This is a genomic window from Vibrio penaeicida (genome assembly GCF_019977755.1).
GTDB lineage: Bacteria > Pseudomonadota > Gammaproteobacteria > Enterobacterales > Vibrionaceae > Vibrio > Vibrio penaeicida.
In genome coordinates, this window is record NZ_AP025145.1 from 1 (window position 1) to 22,864 (window position 22,864).

At 44.9% G+C, this 22,864-nt stretch carries 24 protein-coding genes; 18 read left to right on the forward strand and 6 right to left on the reverse strand.

All coding sequences use genetic code 11. The annotated features are described in order from the left end of the window. Complete coding sequence (locus LDO37_RS18495) at window positions 1–1,977, forward strand: replication initiator protein RctB domain-containing protein (RefSeq protein WP_126609710.1); 1,977 nt, start codon at window positions 1–3, stop codon at window positions 1,975–1,977. 425 nt (window positions 1,978–2,402) lie between these two features. Here LDO37_RS18495 and LDO37_RS18500 read toward each other — a convergent pair whose 3' ends face one another. Genes LDO37_RS18500 through LDO37_RS18510 form a run of 3 tightly spaced genes read right to left on the reverse strand, consistent with a single transcriptional unit; the run spans window position 2,403 to window position 4,638 of the window. Further along, complete coding sequence (locus LDO37_RS18500; RefSeq protein WP_101111895.1) at window positions 2,403–2,858, reverse strand: transcriptional regulator; 456 nt, start codon at window positions 2,856–2,858, stop codon at window positions 2,403–2,405. Then, entirely contained in the window at window positions 2,855–3,790 is a 936-nt protein-coding gene (locus LDO37_RS18505) for an ATP-binding cassette domain-containing protein (protein WP_101111896.1), read from the reverse strand. Before LDO37_RS18505 ends, LDO37_RS18500 begins: the two co-directional genes overlap by 4 nt. Further along, entirely contained in the window at window positions 3,787–4,638 is an 852-nt protein-coding gene (locus tag LDO37_RS18510) for an ABC transporter ATP-binding protein (RefSeq protein WP_126609709.1), read from the reverse strand. Before LDO37_RS18510 ends, LDO37_RS18505 begins: the two co-directional genes overlap by 4 nt. 434 nt (window positions 4,639–5,072) lie before the next feature. Between LDO37_RS18510 and LDO37_RS18515 the strand changes: the two genes are divergently transcribed. After that, window positions 5,073–5,270 carry a hypothetical protein gene (locus tag LDO37_RS18515; protein ID WP_126609708.1) on the forward strand — a complete coding sequence of 66 codons (198 nt, stop codon included), beginning with the start codon at window positions 5,073–5,075 and terminating at the stop codon, window positions 5,268–5,270. A 162-nt stretch (window positions 5,271–5,432) separates the two neighbouring features. Here LDO37_RS18515 and LDO37_RS18520 read toward each other — a convergent pair whose 3' ends face one another. After that, window positions 5,433–5,684 carry a hypothetical protein gene (locus tag LDO37_RS18520; RefSeq protein ID WP_126609707.1) on the reverse strand — a complete coding sequence of 84 codons (252 nt, stop codon included), beginning with the start codon at window positions 5,682–5,684 and terminating at the stop codon, window positions 5,433–5,435. A gap of 110 nt (window positions 5,685–5,794) precedes the next feature. Here LDO37_RS18520 and LDO37_RS18525 point away from each other — a divergent pair, with 110 nt between their 5' ends. The 10 genes from LDO37_RS18525 (at window position 5,795) to LDO37_RS18570 (ending at window position 14,039) form a co-directional block, all read left to right on the forward strand. Then, window positions 5,795–7,495 carry an ABC transporter substrate-binding protein gene (locus LDO37_RS18525; protein WP_126609706.1) on the forward strand — a complete coding sequence of 567 codons (1,701 nt, stop codon included), beginning with the start codon at window positions 5,795–5,797 and terminating at the stop codon, window positions 7,493–7,495. Window positions 7,496–7,854: 359 nt separating this feature from the next. Then, window positions 7,855–8,634, forward strand: coding sequence for a GNAT family N-acetyltransferase (locus LDO37_RS18530; protein ID WP_126609705.1), 780 nt, complete (start codon window positions 7,855–7,857; stop codon window positions 8,632–8,634). Further along, window positions 8,627–9,100, forward strand: a complete 474-nt coding sequence (locus LDO37_RS18535; RefSeq protein WP_126609704.1) for a GNAT family N-acetyltransferase — start codon at window positions 8,627–8,629, stop codon at window positions 9,098–9,100. The genes LDO37_RS18530 and LDO37_RS18535 overlap by 8 nt, the downstream gene beginning before the upstream one ends. A gap of 4 nt (window positions 9,101–9,104) precedes the next feature. After that, on the forward strand, window positions 9,105–9,458 hold the full coding sequence (locus LDO37_RS18540) for a MerR family transcriptional regulator (protein ID WP_126609703.1): 354 nt from the start codon (window positions 9,105–9,107) through the stop codon (window positions 9,456–9,458). Window positions 9,459–9,517: 59 nt separating this feature from the next. Continuing rightward, window positions 9,518–10,096 carry an NAD(P)H-dependent oxidoreductase gene (locus tag LDO37_RS18545; protein WP_126609702.1) on the forward strand — a complete coding sequence of 193 codons (579 nt, stop codon included), beginning with the start codon at window positions 9,518–9,520 and terminating at the stop codon, window positions 10,094–10,096. Window positions 10,097–10,183: 87 nt separating this feature from the next. After that, window positions 10,184–10,651: an ASCH domain-containing protein gene (locus LDO37_RS18550; protein ID WP_126609701.1), complete on the forward strand. Its 468-nt coding sequence runs from the start codon at window positions 10,184–10,186 to the stop codon at window positions 10,649–10,651. 9 nt (window positions 10,652–10,660) lie between these two features. Next, window positions 10,661–11,380: a class I SAM-dependent methyltransferase gene (locus tag LDO37_RS18555; protein WP_126609700.1), complete on the forward strand. Its 720-nt coding sequence runs from the start codon at window positions 10,661–10,663 to the stop codon at window positions 11,378–11,380. A gap of 457 nt (window positions 11,381–11,837) precedes the next feature. Next, window positions 11,838–12,566, forward strand: a complete 729-nt coding sequence (locus LDO37_RS18560; protein ID WP_126609699.1) for a hypothetical protein — start codon at window positions 11,838–11,840, stop codon at window positions 12,564–12,566. Between the two features lie 38 nt (window positions 12,567–12,604). Next, window positions 12,605–12,985 carry a hypothetical protein gene (locus LDO37_RS18565; protein WP_126609698.1) on the forward strand — a complete coding sequence of 127 codons (381 nt, stop codon included), beginning with the start codon at window positions 12,605–12,607 and terminating at the stop codon, window positions 12,983–12,985. Between the two features lie 274 nt (window positions 12,986–13,259). After that, window positions 13,260–14,039: an SDR family NAD(P)-dependent oxidoreductase gene (locus LDO37_RS18570; RefSeq protein ID WP_126609697.1), complete on the forward strand. Its 780-nt coding sequence runs from the start codon at window positions 13,260–13,262 to the stop codon at window positions 14,037–14,039. Window positions 14,040–14,149: 110 nt separating this feature from the next. On the opposite strand, the gene LDO37_RS18575 is transcribed toward LDO37_RS18570, so the two are convergent. Beyond that, entirely contained in the window at window positions 14,150–15,523 is a 1,374-nt protein-coding gene (locus tag LDO37_RS18575) for a nicotinate phosphoribosyltransferase (protein WP_126609696.1), read from the reverse strand. 64 nt (window positions 15,524–15,587) lie between these two features. Here LDO37_RS18575 and LDO37_RS30245 point away from each other — a divergent pair, with 64 nt between their 5' ends. Continuing rightward, entirely contained in the window at window positions 15,588–15,713 is a 126-nt protein-coding gene (locus LDO37_RS30245; RefSeq protein WP_263422462.1) for a hypothetical protein, read from the forward strand. 60 nt (window positions 15,714–15,773) lie between these two features. On the opposite strand, the gene LDO37_RS18580 is transcribed toward LDO37_RS30245, so the two are convergent. Then, the gene (locus LDO37_RS18580) at window positions 15,774–16,778 is read right to left on the reverse strand and encodes a LacI family DNA-binding transcriptional regulator (RefSeq protein ID WP_224055745.1); all 1,005 of its coding nucleotides are present in this window, start codon (window positions 16,776–16,778) and stop codon (window positions 15,774–15,776) included. 372 nt (window positions 16,779–17,150) lie between these two features. On the opposite strand from LDO37_RS18580, the gene LDO37_RS18585 reads away from it, so the two are divergent. The 5 genes from LDO37_RS18585 (at window position 17,151) to LDO37_RS18605 (ending at window position 22,704) form a co-directional block, all read left to right on the forward strand. Then, window positions 17,151–18,140, forward strand: a complete 990-nt coding sequence (locus LDO37_RS18585) for a substrate-binding domain-containing protein (protein WP_126606485.1) — start codon at window positions 17,151–17,153, stop codon at window positions 18,138–18,140. 73 nt (window positions 18,141–18,213) lie between these two features. Further along, complete coding sequence (locus LDO37_RS18590) at window positions 18,214–19,728, forward strand: sugar ABC transporter ATP-binding protein (protein WP_126606486.1); 1,515 nt, start codon at window positions 18,214–18,216, stop codon at window positions 19,726–19,728. Then, the gene (locus tag LDO37_RS18595; RefSeq protein WP_126606487.1) at window positions 19,721–20,779 is read left to right on the forward strand and encodes an ABC transporter permease; all 1,059 of its coding nucleotides are present in this window, start codon (window positions 19,721–19,723) and stop codon (window positions 20,777–20,779) included. The genes LDO37_RS18590 and LDO37_RS18595 overlap by 8 nt, the downstream gene beginning before the upstream one ends. Next, window positions 20,772–21,839, forward strand: a complete 1,068-nt coding sequence (locus LDO37_RS18600) for an ABC transporter permease (protein WP_224055746.1) — start codon at window positions 20,772–20,774, stop codon at window positions 21,837–21,839. The genes LDO37_RS18595 and LDO37_RS18600 overlap by 8 nt, the downstream gene beginning before the upstream one ends. Before the next feature lie 13 nt (window positions 21,840–21,852). Continuing rightward, a complete protein-coding gene (locus tag LDO37_RS18605) occupies window positions 21,853–22,704 on the forward strand; it encodes a sugar phosphate isomerase/epimerase family protein (RefSeq protein ID WP_126606488.1) in 852 nt (283 codons plus the stop codon). The last annotated feature ends 160 nt before the right edge of the window (window positions 22,705–22,864 follow it).

Genomic DNA, 22,864 nt, shown 5'->3' on the forward strand with positions numbered 1-22,864 from the left:
ATGACGTCTGAAGATAAGATCTTAATCAAGCATCCCAGGAATCATAAAGATGGGCATCTGTTTTTAGTTAGCGAGCAAGTCGTTGATTGGATTGAACAGTACCAACACTTCAAAGGCGTCACGAAAAGCATTGTCGAACTGTTGAACTTAATTTCGCTTCGCGGCTTTTCCAGTAAAGATGGGTATGTCTCTACGACGGAGTTAGTGGAAGCTACGGATGGAAAACTCACACGAGCAGCCATCCAACAGCGCCTAAGAGCCGCAGTAAGCATTGGGTTGTTTACCCAAACCCCAGTTCGTTTTGAAGAAGGACTGGCTGGAAAAACCATGCTCCATGCCTTTGTAAACCCAAGCCAGTTGATTTCCGTTTTAGGTGCGACCAGTTTAATGACTGAGTCAAGCAAGCAGAATGAGAAACAGAAGCGTTCGAAGGCATTGGCTCAAACACAAGTCAATCGCCGTTTACTCAATGAACACGGTTTGAATATTCCCCCTGCGATGAAAGACGAATCGGAGCAATTTGTCGTATCACCAACAAACTGGGCTGGAATCATCGATCAGGCACTTGCGCCACCACGCACTCGCAAGAGTTACCAAAAATCGATGGTGTCGATCTCAGGGAGTCGAGCAGTGATCGAGACACGATCATCAAAAAACATCATGACCGTAGACGATCTGATGACCTTGTTTGCCTTGTTTACGCTTACTGTTCAATATCACGAGCATCATCAGGAAGATTATCAGATGAATGCACGTCAGGTGCCAAACAAGACGCCTTTGTACATCACGGATATTTTGGCACTGCGAGGCAAGAAAGACAGTGGACCTGCACGTGATTCGATCCGCGAAAGTATCGATAGGATCGAATACACCGACTTTCAGCTTCATGAGCTGACAGGTCGCTGGATGAGCGAGAACATGCCAGAAGGCTTTAAGAGCGATCGTTTTCGTTTTTTGGCCAGAACTATCACTGCATCGGAAGAAGCACCTTCAGAGGACGCTGCGGGCGAAATACGCATTAAACCGAACCTATACATCCTGGTTTGGGAGCCATCGTTCTATGAAGAGCTCCTCACTCGCGATTATTTCTTCTTGTTCCCGCCGGAAATTCTTCGCCAACATACCCTTGTTTTCCAGTTGTATTCGTTCTTCCGTAGCCGCATGTCACGCCGGTTTACCGATACCATGCTCTTGAGTGAATTAAACCTGAAACTCGCCAGGAACATCGAGTGGCGACGGTTCTCTATGGATCTCATGCGTGAACTTAAACGCCTGTCAGAAGGGAAGGGCACCGAAGACATGTTTGTGGTAAACCTTTGGGGTTATCACATCACCGTAACCAACATCGAAGAGAAGTCCAAGGTGGTGGATTACCAGCTTGATATCAAATGCGATGTTGAAGAAGTACTTCGTTACTCTAGGGCGCGCACCACAAATGCTGGTAAGCGAAACATGGCGCCGACGTTACCTAACCCACTGCGCCACGAAATGGTGTCCAAACAAAAATTAGAAGAACTTGCCGAGATCATCGATGGTGAGTTTGAACCGATCCAGCGTAAACCTTCATCGCCAAAGGGAAGGTTAGGGCGCAGAGTGAAGCTGCGAAAACACCTTGTAGAGATCAATGCGGATGAATTGACGATCACTCTGTCTAAATATACCTCCCCAGAGGCTCTAGAACGCAGCATAACGGCTCTTTCCGCTATGACCGGACATTCTCCCGGATCTATCCGTGAAGAGTGTCAGGAGCTTATAGAGAAGCTTGATTGGCTGAGAGTGGGTGAAGATGTCATACCATACGAGGTTTTAAGCAAGACTATCGAACTGTTCAATGGTCAGCGTGAGGTTAATCATCTGTCGATTGAAAAGCTCATCAGAGGATTGGCTGTGCGCAAGAAAGTGTGCAAGCAAGTTTTCGAAGGGCACATCGATGAGTTGGTGATGCGCACCTTGGATGAAGTCGCTACGGGTGGCTAACTCGACCGCGTCATCTAAATCCATTAAGGTTTTGATAAGTTTGACAATACTCTGACAAGACGACGTACTGAGCGGTTTATTCTCCTTCCCGAAATGACAACACTTGTTGTTCTTTCCAATGGATTAATAAATGGCTCAATTGTTCATTCAAACAATGAATTACTTTAGCAGGTTTAAAAACCTGCTATTTTTTTGCCTAAAATTTGAGAATAACAAGGCGTAGAGTGACCTTAAAATTCGAGATATAAGTGAGTTTCTAGGGAAGGATACATTCTTAATGAATTGAAAATTATGAATTTATTTTTATTGGTTTTGGAGTTTTTGGAAGAATGATCAAGGAAATGCTTTGATCATGTTTCTATACTTGATCATCGTTCCGTAGAACCGATGATATTCTCTATTTATCCTTGATCATGCTTTCGAATTTATGATCCATTTCCGACGGTCAGGTTCATGTTCTGCTGTTGTTGAGACATAAACTCCACATGACACTGAATCTGCTTTTGAGATTCTTCAGTCCACCCTAATTGATTGCACTGTTCGAGCATAACGACAATTAAGTGGTCGAGCCTTTTCAAACACCAATGCTTTAAATCTATCTCCGCTTCAGGGTTGCAAGAGACTGCTTGAAGCTTGGCATAAGCAAAGTTTAAGTACTCGTAGCTTTTTGTTGGCGATTCTTCTCTTTTGTAATGCTGAAATATTCTTAAGCACCCATCCAGCCAGCAGGCTATTGCCTTACTTTGCTCGTCTGTGATCAAAGGGCCCCAAATGGCTTCCGGTGGCTGAAGGATCAGTGGAACCAGCGGCTCCACTTGATCATGTTTCCCAGATTGATACCAATCAGAGACTTCGGCTTGCCAAGCCTCTAGGGAGATCATGCAGCGCTAGTCCACTGTCTTACAAAGTGGTTATCGCCAACTTGATCGTATAAAGGTTGTAAGATACCGCTAGTTGCACGGATCTTGTCAGCATCTTGAGAGTAGTTCGGCTCAGATTCAACTAAGTTGCCAAACGGTAGATCAGGATCCGGTACCGCTGAGATAAGCAGCTTAGTGTACGGGTGCTGAGGATTAGTTAGGATTGAGTTAGTGTCGCCCCATTCAACAATCTGACCTTTGTACATTACCGCGGTCTCTTCCGCGATATAATGCGCTGTCGCTAAATCGTGCGTGATGTACAAGAAACCAATGCCAAGTTCTTCTTTCATTCGTTTCATCAAATTCAACACACCAAGGCGAATGGATACGTCGAGCATTGAAGTAGGCTCATCAGCCAAAATCATTTCTGCGCCAACAGCCAGTGCGCGTGCCAAGTTAACACGTTGTCTTTGACCACCGCTCAGTTCGTGAGGGAACTTTTTGAGTGTTTCAGCCGGCAACTCGACCAAATCTAGGAGTTCTTGTAGCCTTGCTGGAATCTTAGATTTGTCGGCAATTTGCTTGTGAATCTTAATTGGGCGAGTGAGGTGGTGCTCAATGGTATGCGTTGGGTTTAATGAACCAAACGGGTCTTGGAAAACCATTTGTACTTTACTGCGGTAATCGAGCACGTCTTTTCGGCTCTTAATATCGTTGATATTTTTACCGCGATAAAGGATTTCACCTTCGGTAGCTGGATACACTTTGGTCATCAGACGAGCACAAGTACTCTTACCACAGCCAGACTCGCCAACAAGCGCTAAGGTTTTGCCTTTGTACAGGTTAAAGCTGACACCTTGCAACGCTTTAAAGGATTCGACTTTTGCAAAGCCGCCGCCAATATTGAACTCTTTAGTCACGTTGTTCAATTGGATGATCGGTTCGCTGCTCATACTGGCTCTCCTTGCTCATTCTTATGGCGTGCTTCGTGAATGTTCGGGAACGACGCCCAAAGTTTTTGAGTGTATGGGTGCTGTGGATTGTTGCGGATTTCCTTCGAAGTATTCACTTCCACCAGCTCACCATGGCGCATTACGGCTATGCGGTCGCACAGCTGGCTCATTAATGCTAAGTCGTGAGTAATGAAAAGCACTGAGAACCCAAACTCTTCACGAAGCTGATAAATCTGCTGTAGGATTTCGCGCTGTACTACAACATCCAATGCTGTAGTTGGCTCGTCCATAACAATCATTTCTGGATTGAGAGAGAGTGCAATAGCAATAACTAAACGTTGACGCATACCGCCACTGAACTGGTGAGGGTATTCCGTTAGGCGCTCACGTGGAATGTTGACTAGATCAAGTAACTTTTCAGCGCGTTCTTTCGCTTCTGCATCGCTAAAACCTTTGTGATGACGCAAAACGTCTGCAAATTGCTCTTGAACCGTTAAAACCGGGTTGAGTGAGTTCATCGCACTTTGGAAAACCATCGCGATTTCGCTCCAGCGCAGCACTCTTAACTCTTCATCCGATAAACGAATGATATCTTTGCCTTTAAACCAAATTTGTCCACCTGAAATGTAGGCAGGCGCTTTGTGGAGGCGGTTTATAGCAAAAGCAATCGTACTCTTACCACAACCGGACTCACCAGCTAGACCAAAAATCTCGCCTTTACCGATATCAAAGCTGACAGACTTAACCGCATTAAAGTCGCCGTTGTCGGTAATGTAATCGACACACAAATCGCGTATCTGAAGAATGGGTTCAGGGTGAAACGCCTGAGGGTGTTTTGACTCACTCATAACAGCTTTTCCAGGGTAGAAATGATATTGATTATCATCGCCCATAATTTCGCATTAAAAAATAAGTCAGATAGAAAAGGGTGATAAAGGTCATGTATCTATGGGGGGTAAGTTTTACAAAATGCGAGCTACTTCAATTTATTGATTTTATAAAGATGTCAACGAGTTCGTTGTTATAAAGGTCAGTAAGGCGAGTTTCATTTTACGAGAATAAGAAAAAAACAGGTGGGTATCTCAGAACAAAAATTGCAGCAAATAGTTCTTTAAATCTAATACTGGAAAGGCAATTTATCAAAATATTAATTGTAAATGCAGAGACATATTTCAGGAAACTTTGTATCTGTCACATTCTGTATTTAATTGTCTTAACAAGCTCAATGGCCTTTGTTAAAGATTAGGTGTCCCTGATATAGAAGGTGTTTTGGAGGCAATATATGTCTATAAATTCTATTGACCACTCTGAGATTTCAACAATAGCTGAAAAGTGGGACTTTAAGGATGAAGTCACTGAAGCGAAATCAGACCACAAACGCAAATCGGCAGAAGCGCGCCGTCGGATTGAAATGCTTCGCGATATTAAGGAAAGCGGCTTAACGTTGGAAGAAGCAGAAGAACTTGGTTTGCTTCACTAGAAGCCTTCATTAGGTTTCAAACCAAATAAAGCCGGAGCGCTTTTATCAAAAAGTGTTTTCCTGTGTTTGTACCCAAGTAACCGCCTCTGCGTTACTTGGGTATAGTTCTATGGCTTGAGCGCTGTTCCAATTCCATTATTTACACTGTAAACCCTAATCACGTTAGTGTGAGAGTTTCAGGCTCACTAATCGTTTAAGAGTTAGTATTCTGCGCTTTGCGATGGTCTTTGGTGATGCACTTGGGATTGCCGCCACTCCTTCGTGGTTCATGCCTATATCTTTGAGCATATGCTGGCTTCGATGAGGTATTTCCGCATATTGCTGACGGACTTTCTTCTTCCAATCTCGTTCTTCTCTTTTCAATTCCGCTTTCACTAACCAAAACGCCAAATGGATATATATAGACTGACTCATATGTGGCTCCCTTACTGACTTTTCTGATCTTCTACTCTCTTGCAGATTCTTTTATTATCGAGATTAAAAGATGAAGAAAAATGGAAATAATTTAAAAGGATTTCACCTTTATGCGTTATTGGATAGCTCTAGCGTATTTTCGAGATACGTTGATTACGGATACATGGAAAACTGTATCACTAGACGACATTACTCAGGCATTAAACTGTACTCGTCGTAATGCCCAGTTGGTGATAAAACGGCTAGCTGAAGAAGGTAGTATTGGTTGGAAACCTGGAGTAGGGCGTGGAAATTTACCTCAAGCAATACTCCTAAAGTCGGTCAATGAACGAGTTGAACGCTACGCCAAACGTTTGATGAAAGAGGGAAAGTCAGAACAAGCCATCGCTCTTATTCCTGTTTGTGAACGCGATCAGTTTATTGTTGAATTTGTCGCGCAGTACCAAACTGGAGTAGGGGAAGAGCATATTCTCCAGGTGCCGTTCTATCGAGGAACTCACAGCCTAGATGTTATTGGTATATCTCGGCGTTCGGAAGCGCACATTGCCAATCATTTGTATGCACATCTTGTTTTCTGGGATCACAATGCTCAAGAGTATAAAGGTGATCTCGCTCATTATTGGGAAAAAACAGACCAAGGCACGTTGTTTTATTTGAGAAAAGGGCTGCGCTTTCATGATGGTAGCCCCATTCTAGCGAGCGACATTCGTCGGCACTTTGAGCGTTTGATGGGCTCACCCCATTCAACCAGGGCTATATACCAGTTTATCGACCAAGTCACAGTGCATGATGACTGGCGCATTGAATTTTCAAGTAAGGCATTACCGAATTTGATTCCAAAATTGCTTTCTTCGTGTGTGATGGGAATTGCCAAAAAGGACAAGGGACGCGTTATTGGATCGGGTCCTTTTATGTTGCAAGAACAAACCGAGTGGCGAACGCTGTTGAAAGTCTTTCCGTATTATCACGGGTATCGCCCTTGGATCGATGGTGTAGAGATTTGGAATGTGGGCGACAAAGCCAAAGACTTCGAACTCAACAGTGATGTTGTGCATGGTGTCCATCTTCAGAACCGTTCCAGAGATGGCTTTGAAGAGAAAAAGCAATGGGAGAAAGGGTGTATCTATGCTCAACTGAACCCGAATCGCTTGGCGTGGACGAAAAAGCAGTCACATCGAAAGTGGCTTCAACATGTGATTCGATCCATACCTTTACCTGACGTGACTTGGGGGGAAGAAGTGGCGTATGCAGAGGGTATGATGAAGACGCCTGTATTCGAAAATATGAACTCTGTTAGCCCTCCACCTACGCCAGAGGCATTACCTTCAGTCCCATTGCAAATATTGACCTATCAGCTCAGCATTCATATCGCTGCCGCCCAGCAGATTCATGATGCGTTGTCGTCTCTAGGTGTCGAGTGTGAATTGAAGATCCTTGAGTTTCCGGAATTTGATTTTGTTGAGACTCTTGTGAAAGCAGACATTATTGTGAGCGGAGATGTGTTTGAAGAAGATGCCGAACTCTCATGGATGTCTTGGTTTTTCAGTACCAACACCAATACAGCATGCTTGACGCCTAAATATATGGATTGGGTAAAAGATAAAGTGGTACGTGCAATGCAACTCCCGAGCAAATTGCAGAGGTTAAAACAATTAGAGCAAACCGAACAAGCGCTCGTGGCCAAAGGGTTGTACCAGCCAATTTTTCATATTCGGCAAGATATGAGTGTTTCCGACAAGCTGACCATGACCAAACTTTTACCTAATGGATGGATAGATTTCACGCAAGTTGTGATCAAAAACAGCGGATAGAGTTTACATTGTAAATTAGCGTTAATGTCCTGTATTTAAAATAATATACCCAAGTTACCTCAAGATGCAGGGTTCAGAGCCTCATATTCTGTTCCAGTTCAAGGAGAAGAACGCAGTGGAATGACGAGTCCTTTCCAAGTTCTTTGACGACGAAATGGGACGGAATATGGGCTCCCAAGGGCGAGTTTAACTGGCTTTCACACTGCGTTACTGATTCTTGATTTAGAATGACTAGATCTTCATATCAGTGCCTTGTCTGAAAGCCAGTTAATTCTCGCTGAACTAAGCATCTTGAGGTTACTTGGGTATAGTATGATGCGTTAGTGACTTATCCCAAGTTCAGGTAATAGGGAAATACAATGGACAAAAAAGCAGTACTAACTCAATACAATCAGTTTGAGCGAATCAACATTAATCTTACTGGGTATCAGAGGCACCAAACAATGGAGGTGGTTCGTTTGGTGTCAGATAACCCTGATGGCAGTCTTATTTCGTATTTTGATTTAAATGACGCCAACGCGAATGCAGCCATTGATAGTGAAGTGGATTACTTCACTTCGCTTCGACGTAGCTTTGAATGGAAAGTCTACGATTTTGATTCCCCGAGCGACATGGGAAAAAGATTAGAGAAGAAAGGATTTGTGGCAGATGAGCCTGAATCTTTTATGGTGTTGGATCTCTATACCATTGACGTCCAGCTCCCTGTCTCTGGCCGAGTTGTCGAAGTCAGTGATGAGGAAGGTATTCGAGATGCAATTGCTGTCCAGGAAGCCGTTTGGAAAACCGATCTTAGTGGACATTTCGATTACCTCAGCAACTTCAAACGTACGCAGCCAGACCAAATCACTATTTATGTGGTGTACGACAACAATGAACCTGTGAGCTCCGGTTGGATAACCTATAACGGTGAAAGTCCATTCGCGGGTGTATGGGGTGGCAGTACATTGGAAGCACACCGTGGAAAAGGCTGTTATACCGCACTTTTGCACCAACGAATCAACGACGCTAAACGCCGCGGAATTCACTATCTCACCATTGATGCGTCAGACATGAGTCAACCCATTGCCGAAAAGCACGGGTTTCAGCAGCTCGCTGTCACAACCCCTTTCAACTACGACATTAAAAACAAGAATGAATAACGTCGATATCGTTCCTGTTTCTTCGGAAGATACGGTGCATAAGGCATTGCAGCATTCATGTTTTCAAGCGTTAAGAAACGTATACACACCGCGCCAGACTGTACACCAGATCCAAAAAAACCGGACCGATAATCATCAAGCTTTTGGTGCGTTGATTCTGGGAACACTGGTAGGGAGCTTAGAAGCCCAATTCGATGGACACTCCGTCAGTATTCGATCTGTCGCCGTTGATCATAAGTACCGAAAGCAAGGTATTGCCGGAAAGATGATCAAGGCGGCAATGGGATCTTATGCTTCTGCCCAAAGTGTTTCGCTCTGGTGTGTTGAGCAAACAGGCAATGTATCTGTATTTGAGAAAATAGGCTTCAAGGTCACGCAACGTATTGAATCTGATATCTTAATTCTTACCGATGGTAGCCCGGCCATTGAAGTACAAATGACAATCGATGTAAAACGAAAGGAATAACTCAATGCTTATCGGACAAGTATCTCAATCCACTGGCTTAACCACCAAAGCGATTCGACTTTATGAAGAAAAGGGGCTTATTCAGCCTCCCGCTCGTCGAGGTCGTTATCGAGTCTACTCTGAAGAAGACCTTGATGTGCTTCAATTGATTGTCGAAGCAAAGTCACTTGGCGTGACATTAGCGCAACTGAAAGGCGTGATTACTTATCGAGATGGTGAAGTGGATTGGCAAAAAGTGCATCAATTTTTGTTAGAAGTAAAAAAGAATCTACAAATTGAACTTGATAGGGTGCTGAAAAATATAGAAAAAATAGATAATTGCATCGAATCCATGGATTCTTGCCCAAAAAGTCGTTGACTCTGACCCTAAGGGCAAAGATGTAATGCTTGTCTGCTTAGTTAAATGGAAATCAGACAATGAAAAAAATACTGTTACTTAATGCCAACCCGAAGTTATCCAGTTTTGCTAAACTGCTGGCCGATTCTTATGAAGTTGAAGCGAGAGAGAAAGCAGAAGTTCGTCGAATGAACCTGTCAGAGATGGAGTTTAATCTCAGCTTGGATACCGGCTACGATAGTGAGCAGCCACTAGAACCAAGTTTGGACGCCTTTCAGCAAGCGATCACTTGGGCGGATCATATTGTGGTTATTTCCCCCATATGGTGGGGAGGTATTCCGGCCAAGTTTAAAGGGCTGCTAGATAGATCCATCCTACCTGGCTTTGCGTTCAAGTATGAAAAGGGCAGTGCTGAGCCTGCTCAACTTCTAACAGGAAAGACGGTTCGACTTATACTCACAATGGATGCGCCAGAGGAGTATTTGGAATATCAAGCGAAACCCGTTTTGGATCAACTCGATCTATTCACATTCCAATTCAGCGGAATGTCACCGGCAAAAGTGAACTTGTTTGGATCGATAATTGGTTCTGATGAAGCTCAAAGACAGCAATGGCTAACAGAGGTCGCTGAATTAGGGGCTTCTGAATCAGTGAAATGATTAGGTCAACAGACCCTAATCAACAAGAAAAACGAGTGGCAGCGAGGCTGAGTCTGCTGCTCGTTTCTGCATTATTAAAGGTACCCAATGACACCGACCCAACATGCTTTCTTAAATCAATATCTTGATACATTGCCTAAAAGTGAAAGAGACACTATTCCCCAAATTACCGCTGAGTATTTTTGTGCCGACGAATACAACGCCAACGAATGCGCGCGCTTAATCAATGAAGGCACTAAAACTGCTTCATGTAGCTTGAAACAAGGCTACGATATCGAAGATGAACCCCTGCCCGTTGTTGGGCGCTTGACCCTAGTCTTGAACTGGAAAGAAGAACCCGTTTGTATTGTGAAGCTAACAGACGTTGCTTTTTGTCCGTTTGAAGAGGTAACCGAAAAGTTTGCAAAAGCCGAAGGCGAAGGAGACGGCACCTATGAATGGTGGCATACCGCGCATGTGAACTTTTTTACTCAATATGCCAAGGAAGTTGGTGCCGAGTTCAATGACTCGTCGGAGTTAGTACTGGAACGATTCGAGAAAGTGTTTCCTTTGTAAGGAGAGGTTATGAAGTTAGACATGTACACCAAACACGCAAAAGAGTACGCCAAAGCAGTTGAAGACAATATTTACAACGCGAATTTCGAACGTCCTTCTACGTTGGCGCTAGTTGGAGATGTGAGTGGGAAAGCGGTATTGGACTTAGGTTGTGGCTCAGGCGAGTATGCCAACTACTTTCTTACCGAGGGGGCTGCGAGTGTCACCTGCGTGGATGTGTCTCAAGATATGATTGATATTGTTCAATCAAGGTTTAAAAACAAAGTATGCGCTTACTCTCAAGATCTGTCTGTTGGCTTGCCTTACGAAGAAAACGATAGCGCAGACGTTGTTGTGTGCCCGCTGGTGGTTCATTACCTAAAAGATTTGGGTGCGTTTTTTAAAGAAGTTACGCGTGTTTTGAAGCCCGGTGGTGTTTTTGTTTTTTCCACTCATCACCCTATGGTGGATTTCAAATCATCGCCTTCTGGTGACTATTTCAGGTGTGAATTGATTGAAGAGGAATGGAATACACTCAGCCAGCCTGTGGAAGTCTCTTTCTATCGTCGCTCACTTACCGGCACGTTTAACGCCATTACTCAAAGTGGCTTAGTCGTCGCCCAATTTTCAGAAGGGGAGGTGACTGAACAAGTAAAAGCGCTATCAGAAGAGAGATACCAAAGGCTGAAAACTCGCCCTCAATTTATGTTTATAAAGTGCCAACACAGGCAACCTTTAGCTCAATCATAAAAGGGAAACTCTATGATTCAAATGTCTCTGCTTTCAATGTCACCTATTACCGAATCAGAAGCTTGGCTATGTTTGGTTCTTCGTGAAAAAGCGTCCGGAAGTCTATCGGCGTGACCGGTTTCTTTATGGATAAAGGCATTGCAGAAGGTGAGCACTAACATACTCAGTTCAGAGCTATGTTCTTTGAAGGAAACTTCACCTCAGAACGCGTCCTTGAAAAGAGTGGTTTGAACTGAAAGAGACTGTTGCCGATACCTACGAAATCGGCGGGAAAATGTATGCGGATCGAGTATTTATTCATGACTACTTTAGAACAGTTAAATCGTAATCTATTGACTTGTAATTTACATTATATGTTGAGATGGTTCTAAGGCTAATATATTGGAATATATAAGATAACTAGCAGTGATTTATGATATGCATATAAATTTGATGTTAAAGGAACATTCGGGAAAAGATGGCTAGCTTCTCTACATATGCAAAAAATAAAATGTTAGATCTGTACAATAATCATGATCATGAAGTAGGGTCTCAATTAAAGAAAAATAATCCCAAAAAATATGAGAGTTTAGAAGCAACGGACTGTATTACCTACGTGCTTAAGGTTCTTTCTCATTCATATATGAAAATGGGTAATAGACAACTTTCCAAAGATATATGGCTTATGGGAAGAGAAAGTGCGCAAAGCAATTTTAGAGGAACGATATTGGCCAAAAAGTTAGTGGGTAACTACGGTTGGTCAAGTATATTTGTTACACCAGACTCAATTCATCCTGAAGATGGAGACGAGGAACACACTTATGCCGCTGTGATGGCGAAACGTCGTTGTGTCTACAGTCCTGATCAGGTTCCGGTCAGATATCTTGTGGCTGATTATTCTCCCACTAAAGAATCGCACTCTGAGTTTCAGAAACTGTATCCCAACCTACCAGCTAGAAAGTTAAAAGTATTGGGTTATGAAGAGCTAAGAAAAATACCGTTTGCATTTGGTTTGTCTAGAGGTGGGACTCACTGCTGGCTATTTTCAGAAGGCTACGTTTATGAAGTTCATTGGGATAAAATAGGAAAAGGACTTTATAGCAAGGTATCTTTAAAGCAATTTGATTGGTTATCTAGTTTAATTGTCGTGCCAGCTGATACTGAAAGTAAATATAAATTAAAAACTCTCAATTGTTGGGGGAGATGATGAGGTTTAATATATATAGAGTTTTTTTTCTAGTATTTATGTTCGTTTTTTCTTCTAGCATAAATGCGAACTCTTCTATTACCGTCATGAACTATCACGACTTCGGTCCCCCTTCACTAAGTGGAAAATTGTTGGGTGTTGAATGGTTTCAATGGCAATCTCATGGAGACTCTAAGCCGAGGAATTATCCTGTTAAAGTTGTTGTATATGAGGGGTACGAATTAGAAAAGGTCGAAAGTCTATATCCCGTTAATTCTGCAAAAGAACAGGACTTTAGATATGTAACTTTTGACTCAGCGGTTGACTTTATTGATTCCTCTCTAATCGACTTGAAAGCGCTTCAAGATGAAGGCGCACCTGTGGCGAATATTGTTAGTAAACTTGAGAAAACCAAAGATACGCTTTCTCAGCGTAGATAGAATTGGAATATATTTTTCTGAAAATTCGCTTTCAATTTTGTATTCATACCGGCTTCACTTTTAGCGGTGACAGCCGGATTCACCTCTTCATACCATTTCTCATCTTTGATTCCATCAATGCCACACCTGTTGCATCTAACTCCTCCTTGCAACACTACATAGATTTCTAACTTCTCTAAAAACTCTATTTATTAAAGAGTTGTTCGATCTTTCTATCAGGAACACTTTTTGACTATTGAGGTATGAATAAACCAATAAACAGAAAGGAAACTTTATGTCTCTGAAAGGAAAAACAGTGCTTGTGACAGGTGCGGGGAGAGGAATTGGCAAAGGTATCGCAACGGAATTTGCCAAACTCGGTTGCAACTTAGTGATCGCCGATATCAATGTCGACAACGCCCAAACGACGGCAAAAGAGTTGACTGGCTATGACGTTGAGACACTGGCTCTGCAAAGTGATATTTCAAAATGGGAAGATGTGAAAAGCATGGTATCGAAAGCAGTCGAACGCTTTGGAACGCTGGATATAGCGGTAAACAATGCAGGGGTACTCAGTATCAAGTCTGTTGAAGAATTAACTGAAGAAGATTGGGACTTTGTGAACAACGTGAATGCCAAAGGGGTGTTCTTGTGTTGCAAAGCCGAAATTGCCGCCATGAAAAAAACGGGAAGCGGGCGAATCATTAATGTTGCTTCTATCGCGGGAAAAGAAGGCTTCCCCGATTTGGCGCACTATTGTGCATCGAAATTTGCAGTGGTCGGGTTTACCAATTCGCTGGCAAAAGAGATGCAACGTACAGGTATTACAGTGAATGCGATTTGTCCGGGTATTGTGCCTACCGCCATGTGGTACGGACCGGACGGGTTAGCTGAGCGTTGGAAACTGGAAGGTGAAACCATGGAAGAATCCTGGGCGCGCCACCAAGACATTCTGATCCCTCAAGGCGTAGGTCAAACCCCGGAAGATATGGGGAAACTTGCTGTGTATTTTGCTCAGGCAGAGCACGTGACGGGTCAGGCAGTGAATGTGGATGGCGGATTTACCTTTCACTGAATCTCCCGCTTTTGCTTATCAGGTTCGGTATAGTAGAGATAGTAGAGATAGGAGAGAAGAGAGTTGTTGCCACATTTAGGTGTGGCAACAACGAGTACATGCCCTGACAATCAGGCGCAGGCTTGGATACGCTCGCGAATGTCTTGCAGCGTATGACGTTTGAGTACCTGCCCGTCTTTGAACACCACTTGAAGCGCGTTTTCACGTCCGTTTAACTCGTCTTCACGGACTGTTTCCCAGTTGGATGCTTCGATAACGGCTAATCTACCTTTTCGAGACGCTTTATTAGGATCGGTCGCCGGATCTTTGAATACATCGTGCCATTTCCCATCAATGCAAATGGCAGACGCTTTCATGGCAAACTTCATGGTGTCTCGGTTTACCTTTTGCAGCAGTTCAGCACCCATGCCAAACGCCAAGTTATCGGCACTGATTTCTTTGGATTTAAGTTCGGAGAGAATATGTTCGATGGTGGTTTGAGAGATCCCATCGCCTTGAATGACTCGAACGCAATCTGGCAACATACGGAATCCTTTTTTGTTTCGGAATTCCCCAAATTTAGCCATTAAGCGCTCGATGGTTTGCGCCACAATCTCGACGGGGTTGCCCGAGTCGGGACGAACAACCAAGGTTCCACCACTGTTTTCGACTTTCGCTTTTAACTTGTCTCCCCAAATATTATCGATGGCGTGGAACAGGTCATAACTGTCGCTCACAACCGCCACTAAGCTTCCAGGTTTCGAGAATTGGTCTAGCATGTTTTGGTAGGCCAAAGATTCGTTTTTCTGCCCCCATGCCGTTATGGTGCTGTGTTCGGCTGCGGGGATGGAGTACCCAGCAATGTCTTCGTTGTAGTAGCGTTTGGCATAAACCAATGCAGAAACGGTGTCCGTCCCCATAAAGTTCAATAGGTGGGCTAAACCACCTATGGATGCCGCTTCATTACTTGCCGCGCCACGAGCACCAAAATCGTGAAGCTTGAAAGGTAACCCGTCTAGGTTGTCTGCCGTTTCTCTCAGATAACGTTGAATAATCGATTTAATCGCGAAAGATTTACTGGCGACAGTGGTTGGGTACCAAACCGCTCTCAATAACGATGTTTCAAGGTAGCTGGTTAACCACGCGCATTTTGGATCCGTATTTTGAATTTGCACCAAAGGCGTACGCGCTGGCACAACACTTCCTTCTGGGAGTGCTTGGATTTCAATCGGTAAGTAGCCTTTATGCGTTTCTAAAATATATTGCCAGCCCTCATCATTGAAGGGTTCACCGTGCGCCGTTAATACCGCTTTCGCTTCATCAATGTCTTCTTGAGAAATGGGGTGTGACAAATATTGGTCAAGAAACATTTGCAAGCCGAAATACACTCCTTGCGGGTATTCACCGCCACGGGACTCAATGTAGCTTGAGACGAATTCTGTCTTTGGCGGATATTGGAGGTAATGAGAGGCTTTGTACGAGTCGGTATTCAAAATGATATTCATGAAGCGATAACCTGTCCTGCCTAGGTCAACTGACCCAAAGGGCTTAGAAACAAAAATGAAATAAATGAATGAGTTCGATTATGTGTATGTCAGTGATGAATCGCAAGTCATGGTGAGGCGAGTTCTGATCAGTGCCCATTTTATTACATTTTCACAATGCTCTATGGCAGCAGACGCGTTTTTCCACTGAGTTATTTTCCAAAGCTCAAAGCTCAAAGCCCCATCGCTCCAGATCTATAAGGCTAAAGGGCTATGCTCCATTGATAACCAACTCGGGTTTGACCTTCACAATGTGATTGCCCGTATCGCCACGCTCCCACAGTTCGAATGCTAAATGGATCATTTCTTTTACGTTCTGCCTCACCATAAATGCGTTGTAGGGCACGTAGGCAAGAAAGGGGTGGTAATCGAAACAGCCAATTACGGAGCGGCGAAGAGGGTGGCGTTGGTTTTCTTGCATGAATTGAATGATCCCTTCAAAAGCAGTAATTGAATTGACGAACACGCCAGCAGGGGCGGGACGAGAAGGGGCAAATATGCGTTTCGCGGTTTCATGTACTTCTTTGGGTTGGTAGCCTTCAGCGTAGATACTGCAAAATTCATTAGGAAGATCAGATGTCGCTTGTTTAAACCCCCTGATTCGCTCTTTAGTGGCGTAATCGTCCAAATTACCGCCAATGAAAACAAGGCTTTGTGCTGAATTACTTTTGAATCGATCGCGAATGGCGACCACTAAATCAGTCGCACCCGAGAAGTTATCGGTCACAATCGAAGGTGCTTTTGTTCCCGGTAAATCGAGATTGATGTGCGGCACACCAGCTTGTGTACACAAATCGCTAATGGCATCTGGATCGGTTGCGCCCGCAATAAATAAGGCATCGACCGAAAAGGAAATCAACGTTTCTGCGGTTTGCAGTTCGTCGGATGACTCACGTTCCGTGGCGATAACAATGGGGCATAAACCTCGACTCTTGGCACTGTGATCGAACTCCTGTGCTAACGAGGCGAAAAATCGGCTATCGTGTTGCGGAATTAATAAACCAATCATACCTGACTTAGCGGCTCTTAGCCCACGTGCCTGCATGTTAATGTAATACCCTTTTTCTCTGGCGAATTGTTGGATATGCATGGCTTTCTTTTCAGAGATCCGCCTTGCTTTCCAAGTCCCATTGAGTGCAGAGCTAACGGTGGATGCTGATATCTCCAGTTCTTTGGCAATGTCATAAATGGTGGTTTTCTTTTCTGACTTGCTCATCGCGCTTCCTTTCTTTTTTGTTAACGTCGTATTTTAAAAAATATTAAAAAAATAACTATTTATTTTTCAGTAGATTACAAGAGTGATACTTTCTTTTTTATTGTCGTATCAATAGTGAGGCAACCATTTTTTCAAAGTATACCTTACTATTTGCACTATCGATTGTGCTAAATATGAGTCAGTAGGCAATAAATATGTGCAACAAGCTCACTCGTTTGCCTAACACTTTTGTTTTTCTTTTTGCACAATCGATGGTGCTTTTAAGGTTGAAAGCATCTTACTTTGCAGAGCCAATTGTCATTGTTCGATTTGCTCTACGTTATTCAGCCGCGCTCTGAATAGAGTGTGATGAAGAAGAAGGATTTTAACGCTATGAAACGTTTGCTGAAACTGATCTCAATAGGTTCTCTCGCATTATTGGCTTCGTTGCCTGTTTTTTCTGGCGACAAACCGACCATGGGAGTGGTAGTAAAAATTGGGGGGATCCCCTGGTTTAACGCAATGGAAGAAGGCATTAAACAGCAGGGGAAAGCACTGGGAATGGATGCCTTTATGATAGGGCCAACCAGCGCCGACCCTGCACTTCAGGTTCGTGCAATTGAAGATTTGATTGCCCAAGGGGTCGATGCGATTGGTGTGGTTCCTAATGATGCAGAAGTGCTAGAGCCTGTGTTGGCAAAAGCGCGTCAGCAAGGAATTAAAGTCATCACCCACGAATCGCCTGCGCAAAAAAATGTGGATTGGAATTTTGAATTGGCGTCTGTAAAGGGTTTTGGTGATGCCTATGGAAAGTTACTGGCTGAAAAACTGGGCGGCAAAGGGCAATACGCTGTTTTTGTCGGTTCTCTAACGGTGCCACTTCATAACGCTTGGGCAGATGCCGCGATTGAATACATCAAAGCAAACCACCCCGATATGACCTTAACAGGCGATCGCTATGGCGTGGCTGAAAGTGTGGATGATAGCCGCACGACGGCTTTGGATTTGATGTCGGCAAACCCCGGTTTGAAAGGTTTTCTCGCATTTGGAAGCCAAGGTCCAATTGGTGCAGCTCGCGCAGTGCAAGAGCGTAGAAAAACGGGTGAAGTACTGGTACTTGGTCCCTTTTCTCCGGGGCAAGGGCGCAAGCTCGTTCACAACGGTGTGCTAACTGGTGGCTTTATGTGGAACCCCATGGAAGCGGGCAAGGTGTTTGTGACTATGGCTGACAAACTCATCAAAGGAGAGACGATTCAGGCAGGCACCAACATTCCGGGCCTTGGTGTGGTTAACCCTGAGCCGGGCTCAACCAACTTAATTGTCGATCAACTGGTCGAACTCAACAAAAACACGGTAGACGATCTTGCCGCTATGGGGCTGTAACTCAGTGTCAGTAACACAATCGCGGGTCAGCTAACTTGACCCGCTTTAGTAAACCAGTGACAGGAGTTGTTGGGTGGATAGTTCTAGTGCAAATCAGAACCAAAAGTCGATTCTGAAGTTTCGGCACGTTTCGATTCGATTCGGTGGTGTGCAGGCTTTGGATGATGTCGAGTTTGAGGTAGGGGCTGGCGAGGTACATTGCCTTGCGGGAGAAAATGGGTGCGGAAAAAGCACCATCATTAAAGTGATTACCGGTGTTTATCAGCCTGCGCAAGGTGCGGAAATGGAACTGGCGGGTCAAAAGGTCAATAAGGTGACACCGCAGTTGGCACGTTCGTTAGGTGTGGCGGTTATTTGGCAAGATCTGGCACTGTTTCCAGAGCTGACCGTGGCAGAAAACATTGCGATGGAAAGCAGCCTAGGTATGAGACCGCGCTGGGTGAATCACGCCCACATGTCCGATATGGCAACGCGAGCTCTGAAAAAGCTTGGCGTGGATATGGATCTGAATCGAACGGTGAAATCCTTACCTATTGCGGAAAGGCAAATTGTCGCGATTGCTCGTGCTCTGGTCTCGGATGCGAAAGTGGTGTTCATGGACGAGCCTACTGCATCACTTACACAAGCAGAGACAGACTATTTATTAGATGTCGTTCGTAAGCTCTCAGATAGCGGTGTCGCTGTGGTGTTTGTGAGCCACCGGTTGGTCGAAGTGTTGGAAATCTCCAGCCGAGTTACTGTGCTGCGTGATGGTCGGCTTGTTGGAGTATACAACACAGAAGACATGACGCAGTCTCGCCTGACGGAGCTGATGACGGGGAAGCTCTTGAACTCTGAAGTCGCGGCAACCGATACTCGACATTTTCCCACCGTTCTGCAAACCCATGACTTGACACGCCATAATGAGTTTTACGATGTTTCCCTAGCCGTAAAACAAGGTGAGGTGGTTGGGCTTATTGGGTTAATAGGTGCCGGTAGAACTGAGCTTGGGAAAACCCTTTTTGGCATGTCTTCTCCTCACTCTGGCTCTATTCAAATGCACGGGAAACCGGTGCGCTTTCAATCGAACCGAGATGCGATTCATTCCGGCATTGCATATCTTTCTGAAGATCGTCTTTCACTTGGTTTGATTCAAGAGCAATCCATAGCCGATAACATCGTATTGCCTGTTTTAGACCGCTTACTCTCCGGTTCAAAACTCATTTCCTCCGACAAGAAAAACGCACTGGTCACACATTGGATTCAAGAGCTAGCGGTAAAAATTGGCTTGCAAGGTGATGCCATCGCCACATTGTCTGGCGGAAACCAGCAGCGTATCGCCATTGCAAAATGGTTAGCCACTCAGCCTAAATTACTGATTTTAGATTCCCCGACCGTTGGGGTGGATGTCGGTGCACGTGCGGGCATTTTTGAGATTGTGAGGAACCTAGCCAAACAAGGGCTCGGAATACTCCTCATCTCGGATGAGATTCAAGAAGTGTATTTCAATGCCGACCGAGTGCTTCACATGGCGGATGGGCACATCGCGGGCGAGTACGATCCGCGCCAGTTAGCGCTGAAATCGTTGGAAGAGGTCGTGTATGTCTGATTCAAATAAATCATTGTCACTGCCGTGGTGGAAAGCGTTATATCGACACCAAGCAACAGAAGTCTGGCTCGGCGCGGTGTTGCTGCTGGCGTGTGTTGGCTTATCGCTGTCTACCGAGCAATTTTTTACCTTAACAAACCTGTTTGATTTGCTGAATGCCAGCTCCATCAATTTGATATTTGCTGTCGGGTTGCTGGTGGTTTTGATTGCAGGAGGCATTGATATTTCATTTGCCGTGGGCGCTTCGGTTGTCCAATACATCGTCGCCACCACCATCATTGATTTAGGGGGAGGAAGTTGGGCGCTGGGCGTGGGTTTGTCGGCGGTTGTTGGTATTGCACTTGGCGCGATTAACGCCGCGCTTATCCACCATTTTAGGATCATTTCTATCGTGGTCACCATCGCCACATTCAATGCCTTTTTTGGCTTGTTGATGTTTTTTACTCGTGGGGTTTCTATTTACAACCTGCCAGATTGGTGGACGGATCGAGTGATCATTTTTGAACATGAAATGGCAAACGGCTCGTGGGCGGAATTGACGCTTCCCGTCGTTGTTATGGCGGTGTGTGTGGTCGCGACATGGGGGCTCATTCGCCACACCAATATCGGAAGGCAGCTCTACGCGTTTGGCAATAACCCCGAAGGCGCTCGGCGAATTGGCATCAACATTGGCGCCATGCAGTACATAGCGTTTGGTTGGATGGGGATGATGGCGGGTATCGCTGGGCTTATGCAGGTCAACTATGCACAAGAGGTTGTCCCTAACGCGATGTATGGGCGTGAGTTAGATGTACTGGCGGCAGTCGTACTTGGTGGGGCAAGACTTGGCGGTGGTCGGGGAACCGTTCTTGGTTGTATTTTGGGTGTAATGCTGGTGGCGGTCACGCAAAACGGTCTTAACCTGTTAGGAGTATCGCCCTATGCCTTCAAGATGGTTGTTGGTGTGGTGATATTGGTCGCCATTTCCGTTTCAAATATGGATTGGTCTACCGTTTCTTGGTCTTCAGGACGGTTTAAAAGAGCGATGGCAAAAGGAGGGGCGCATGAGTGAACAATCGGTGCATCATTCGGATGGTCAATCTTCTGCGAAGCAATCTGCGCCTAAGCCATCTTCGACGAAAAAAGGCGATTCCGTTTGGTCTCACTTTGTTAAAACAGTGGGTATCGAGAACATCGGCTTAAGTCTGTTACTGGCAGCGGTATTTATCGGTTTCAGTTTGGCCTCTCCGCGTTTTTTGTCGGTGGCTAATTTTGAATCCATGGCGTTTCAATTACCGGAACTCGGTATTTTAACTCTAGCCATGCTACTTCCGATTTTAACGGGTGGTTTGAATCTCGCCATTACCTTCAGCGCCAATTTTTGTGGACTGACGCTGGCGTGGATTTTGACTCAGTTTGGTGGAACGGATGCGTCTGTCGCGGCATTTATTGGCGGCTGCTTGGTGGCGCTATTGGTTGGGGCACTCTCTGGTTACATGATGGGCTCAGTGATCGCGTACACCAATGCACACCCAATTTTGGTTTCACTCGCCATGATGATTTTTTTGCGCGGGCTAGGCGAGTTTCTTACCCGTGGGAAAGACATTTCGGGGTTCCCCGATTTTATTCAACCTTTAGGGCATGGCAGCGTCTTGGGGATACCCATTCCTCTCTTGATCATGCTTTCGGTATTTTTGATTTGCTATGTCTTTCTCGCCAAAAGTCGGCTTGGTCTCATTACCTATCTAATGGGCTCAAACATCGAGGCGGTGCGTTATTCCGGTATTCACACCAAACGCGCTCTCACGTTGGTGTATACCTTGTCTGGCGTGCTTTGCGCCGTAGCTGGAATTGTCATGATGCTACGTTTCAACTCGGTGCGAGTTGGGCATGGCGAGTCTTATTTATTGATCACCGTGTTGGCGTGCTTTCTCGGCGGCGTCGACCCGTTTGGTGGGTTTGGCAGGGTGGTGTCTGTTCTTCTGGCGTTAGTGATTTTGCAAGCGCTCTCTTCGGGTTTGAATTTAATAGGTATTAATCAACATTTTGCTACCGCGGCGTGGGGGCTTTTTTTGATTGCCGTCATGGTAATCCGATGGGGCTGGATACGCTTCTACAGAAAGAAAGTTTAATAGGAGAAACAAAATGAAAGGATTTGGTGTACATACTAGTATGTGGGCATTGGAGTGGACCCGTGAAGGAGCAGAACGTGCGATTTCCGAAGCCAGCCAATATCAAGGTATCGATTTTTTAGAAATCACCATGTTGGATCCCCCTGGCGTGGACGCTCCTCATACCCGCGCTCTATTGGAAAAAGCAGAGCTCAATGCCGTGTGTTCTTTGGGCGTGCCTTTGCATTGTTTACCTTCTCAAGTGCCAGACAAAGCGTTCGACTTTCTCAAGCTAGCCATTGATAAAACGGTGGCTTTGGGGGGGCAATCGCTCACCGGGGTAACGTATGGTGGCATCGGTGAAAGAACGGGAAAGCCACCCACACAAAAAGAGTTGGATAATGTCGCCATAACCATGAGACAAACGGCGGACTATGCGAAAAAACAGGGCATTGAATTGGGCATTGAAGTGATCAACCGGTACGAAAATCACTTATTCAATACTGCGTGGCAAGCCGTAGAGCTACTAGAACGAATTGGCTCTGACAACATCTTTATTCATTTGGATACGTACCATATGAACATTGAAGAAAAAGGTGTTGTGAATGGAATACTTGATTGTAAGGAGCACCTAAAATACATCCACTTATCCGAAAGCGATCGCGGTGTTCCAGGTACAGGAACGTGCGATTGGGAAGAAGTGTTTGCTGGGTTAGCTGCGGTGGGTTTTAAGGGAGGAATGACTATGGAAAGTTTCATTAACCTTCCACCGCAAATCGCGTCTGCTTTATCGGTTTGGCGACCAGTCGCAGAGAGCCCAGAAGAAGTGATGACGGATGGGCTGAGTTTCTTAAGAAACAAAGCCAAACAATATCGCTTATTGTAATTACAGCGAATGATCTGCCAGATAAAGATTTGGTTCTCTGGCAGATTTACAATGTAAATTCACCACATCACCTTTCAATAAGTCGTCCTATCTTATCTTTCGCTTCGGTATAACGTTTGTATAGTTCGTGAGCGAGCGTATTACCTTTTTCCATAAAAAA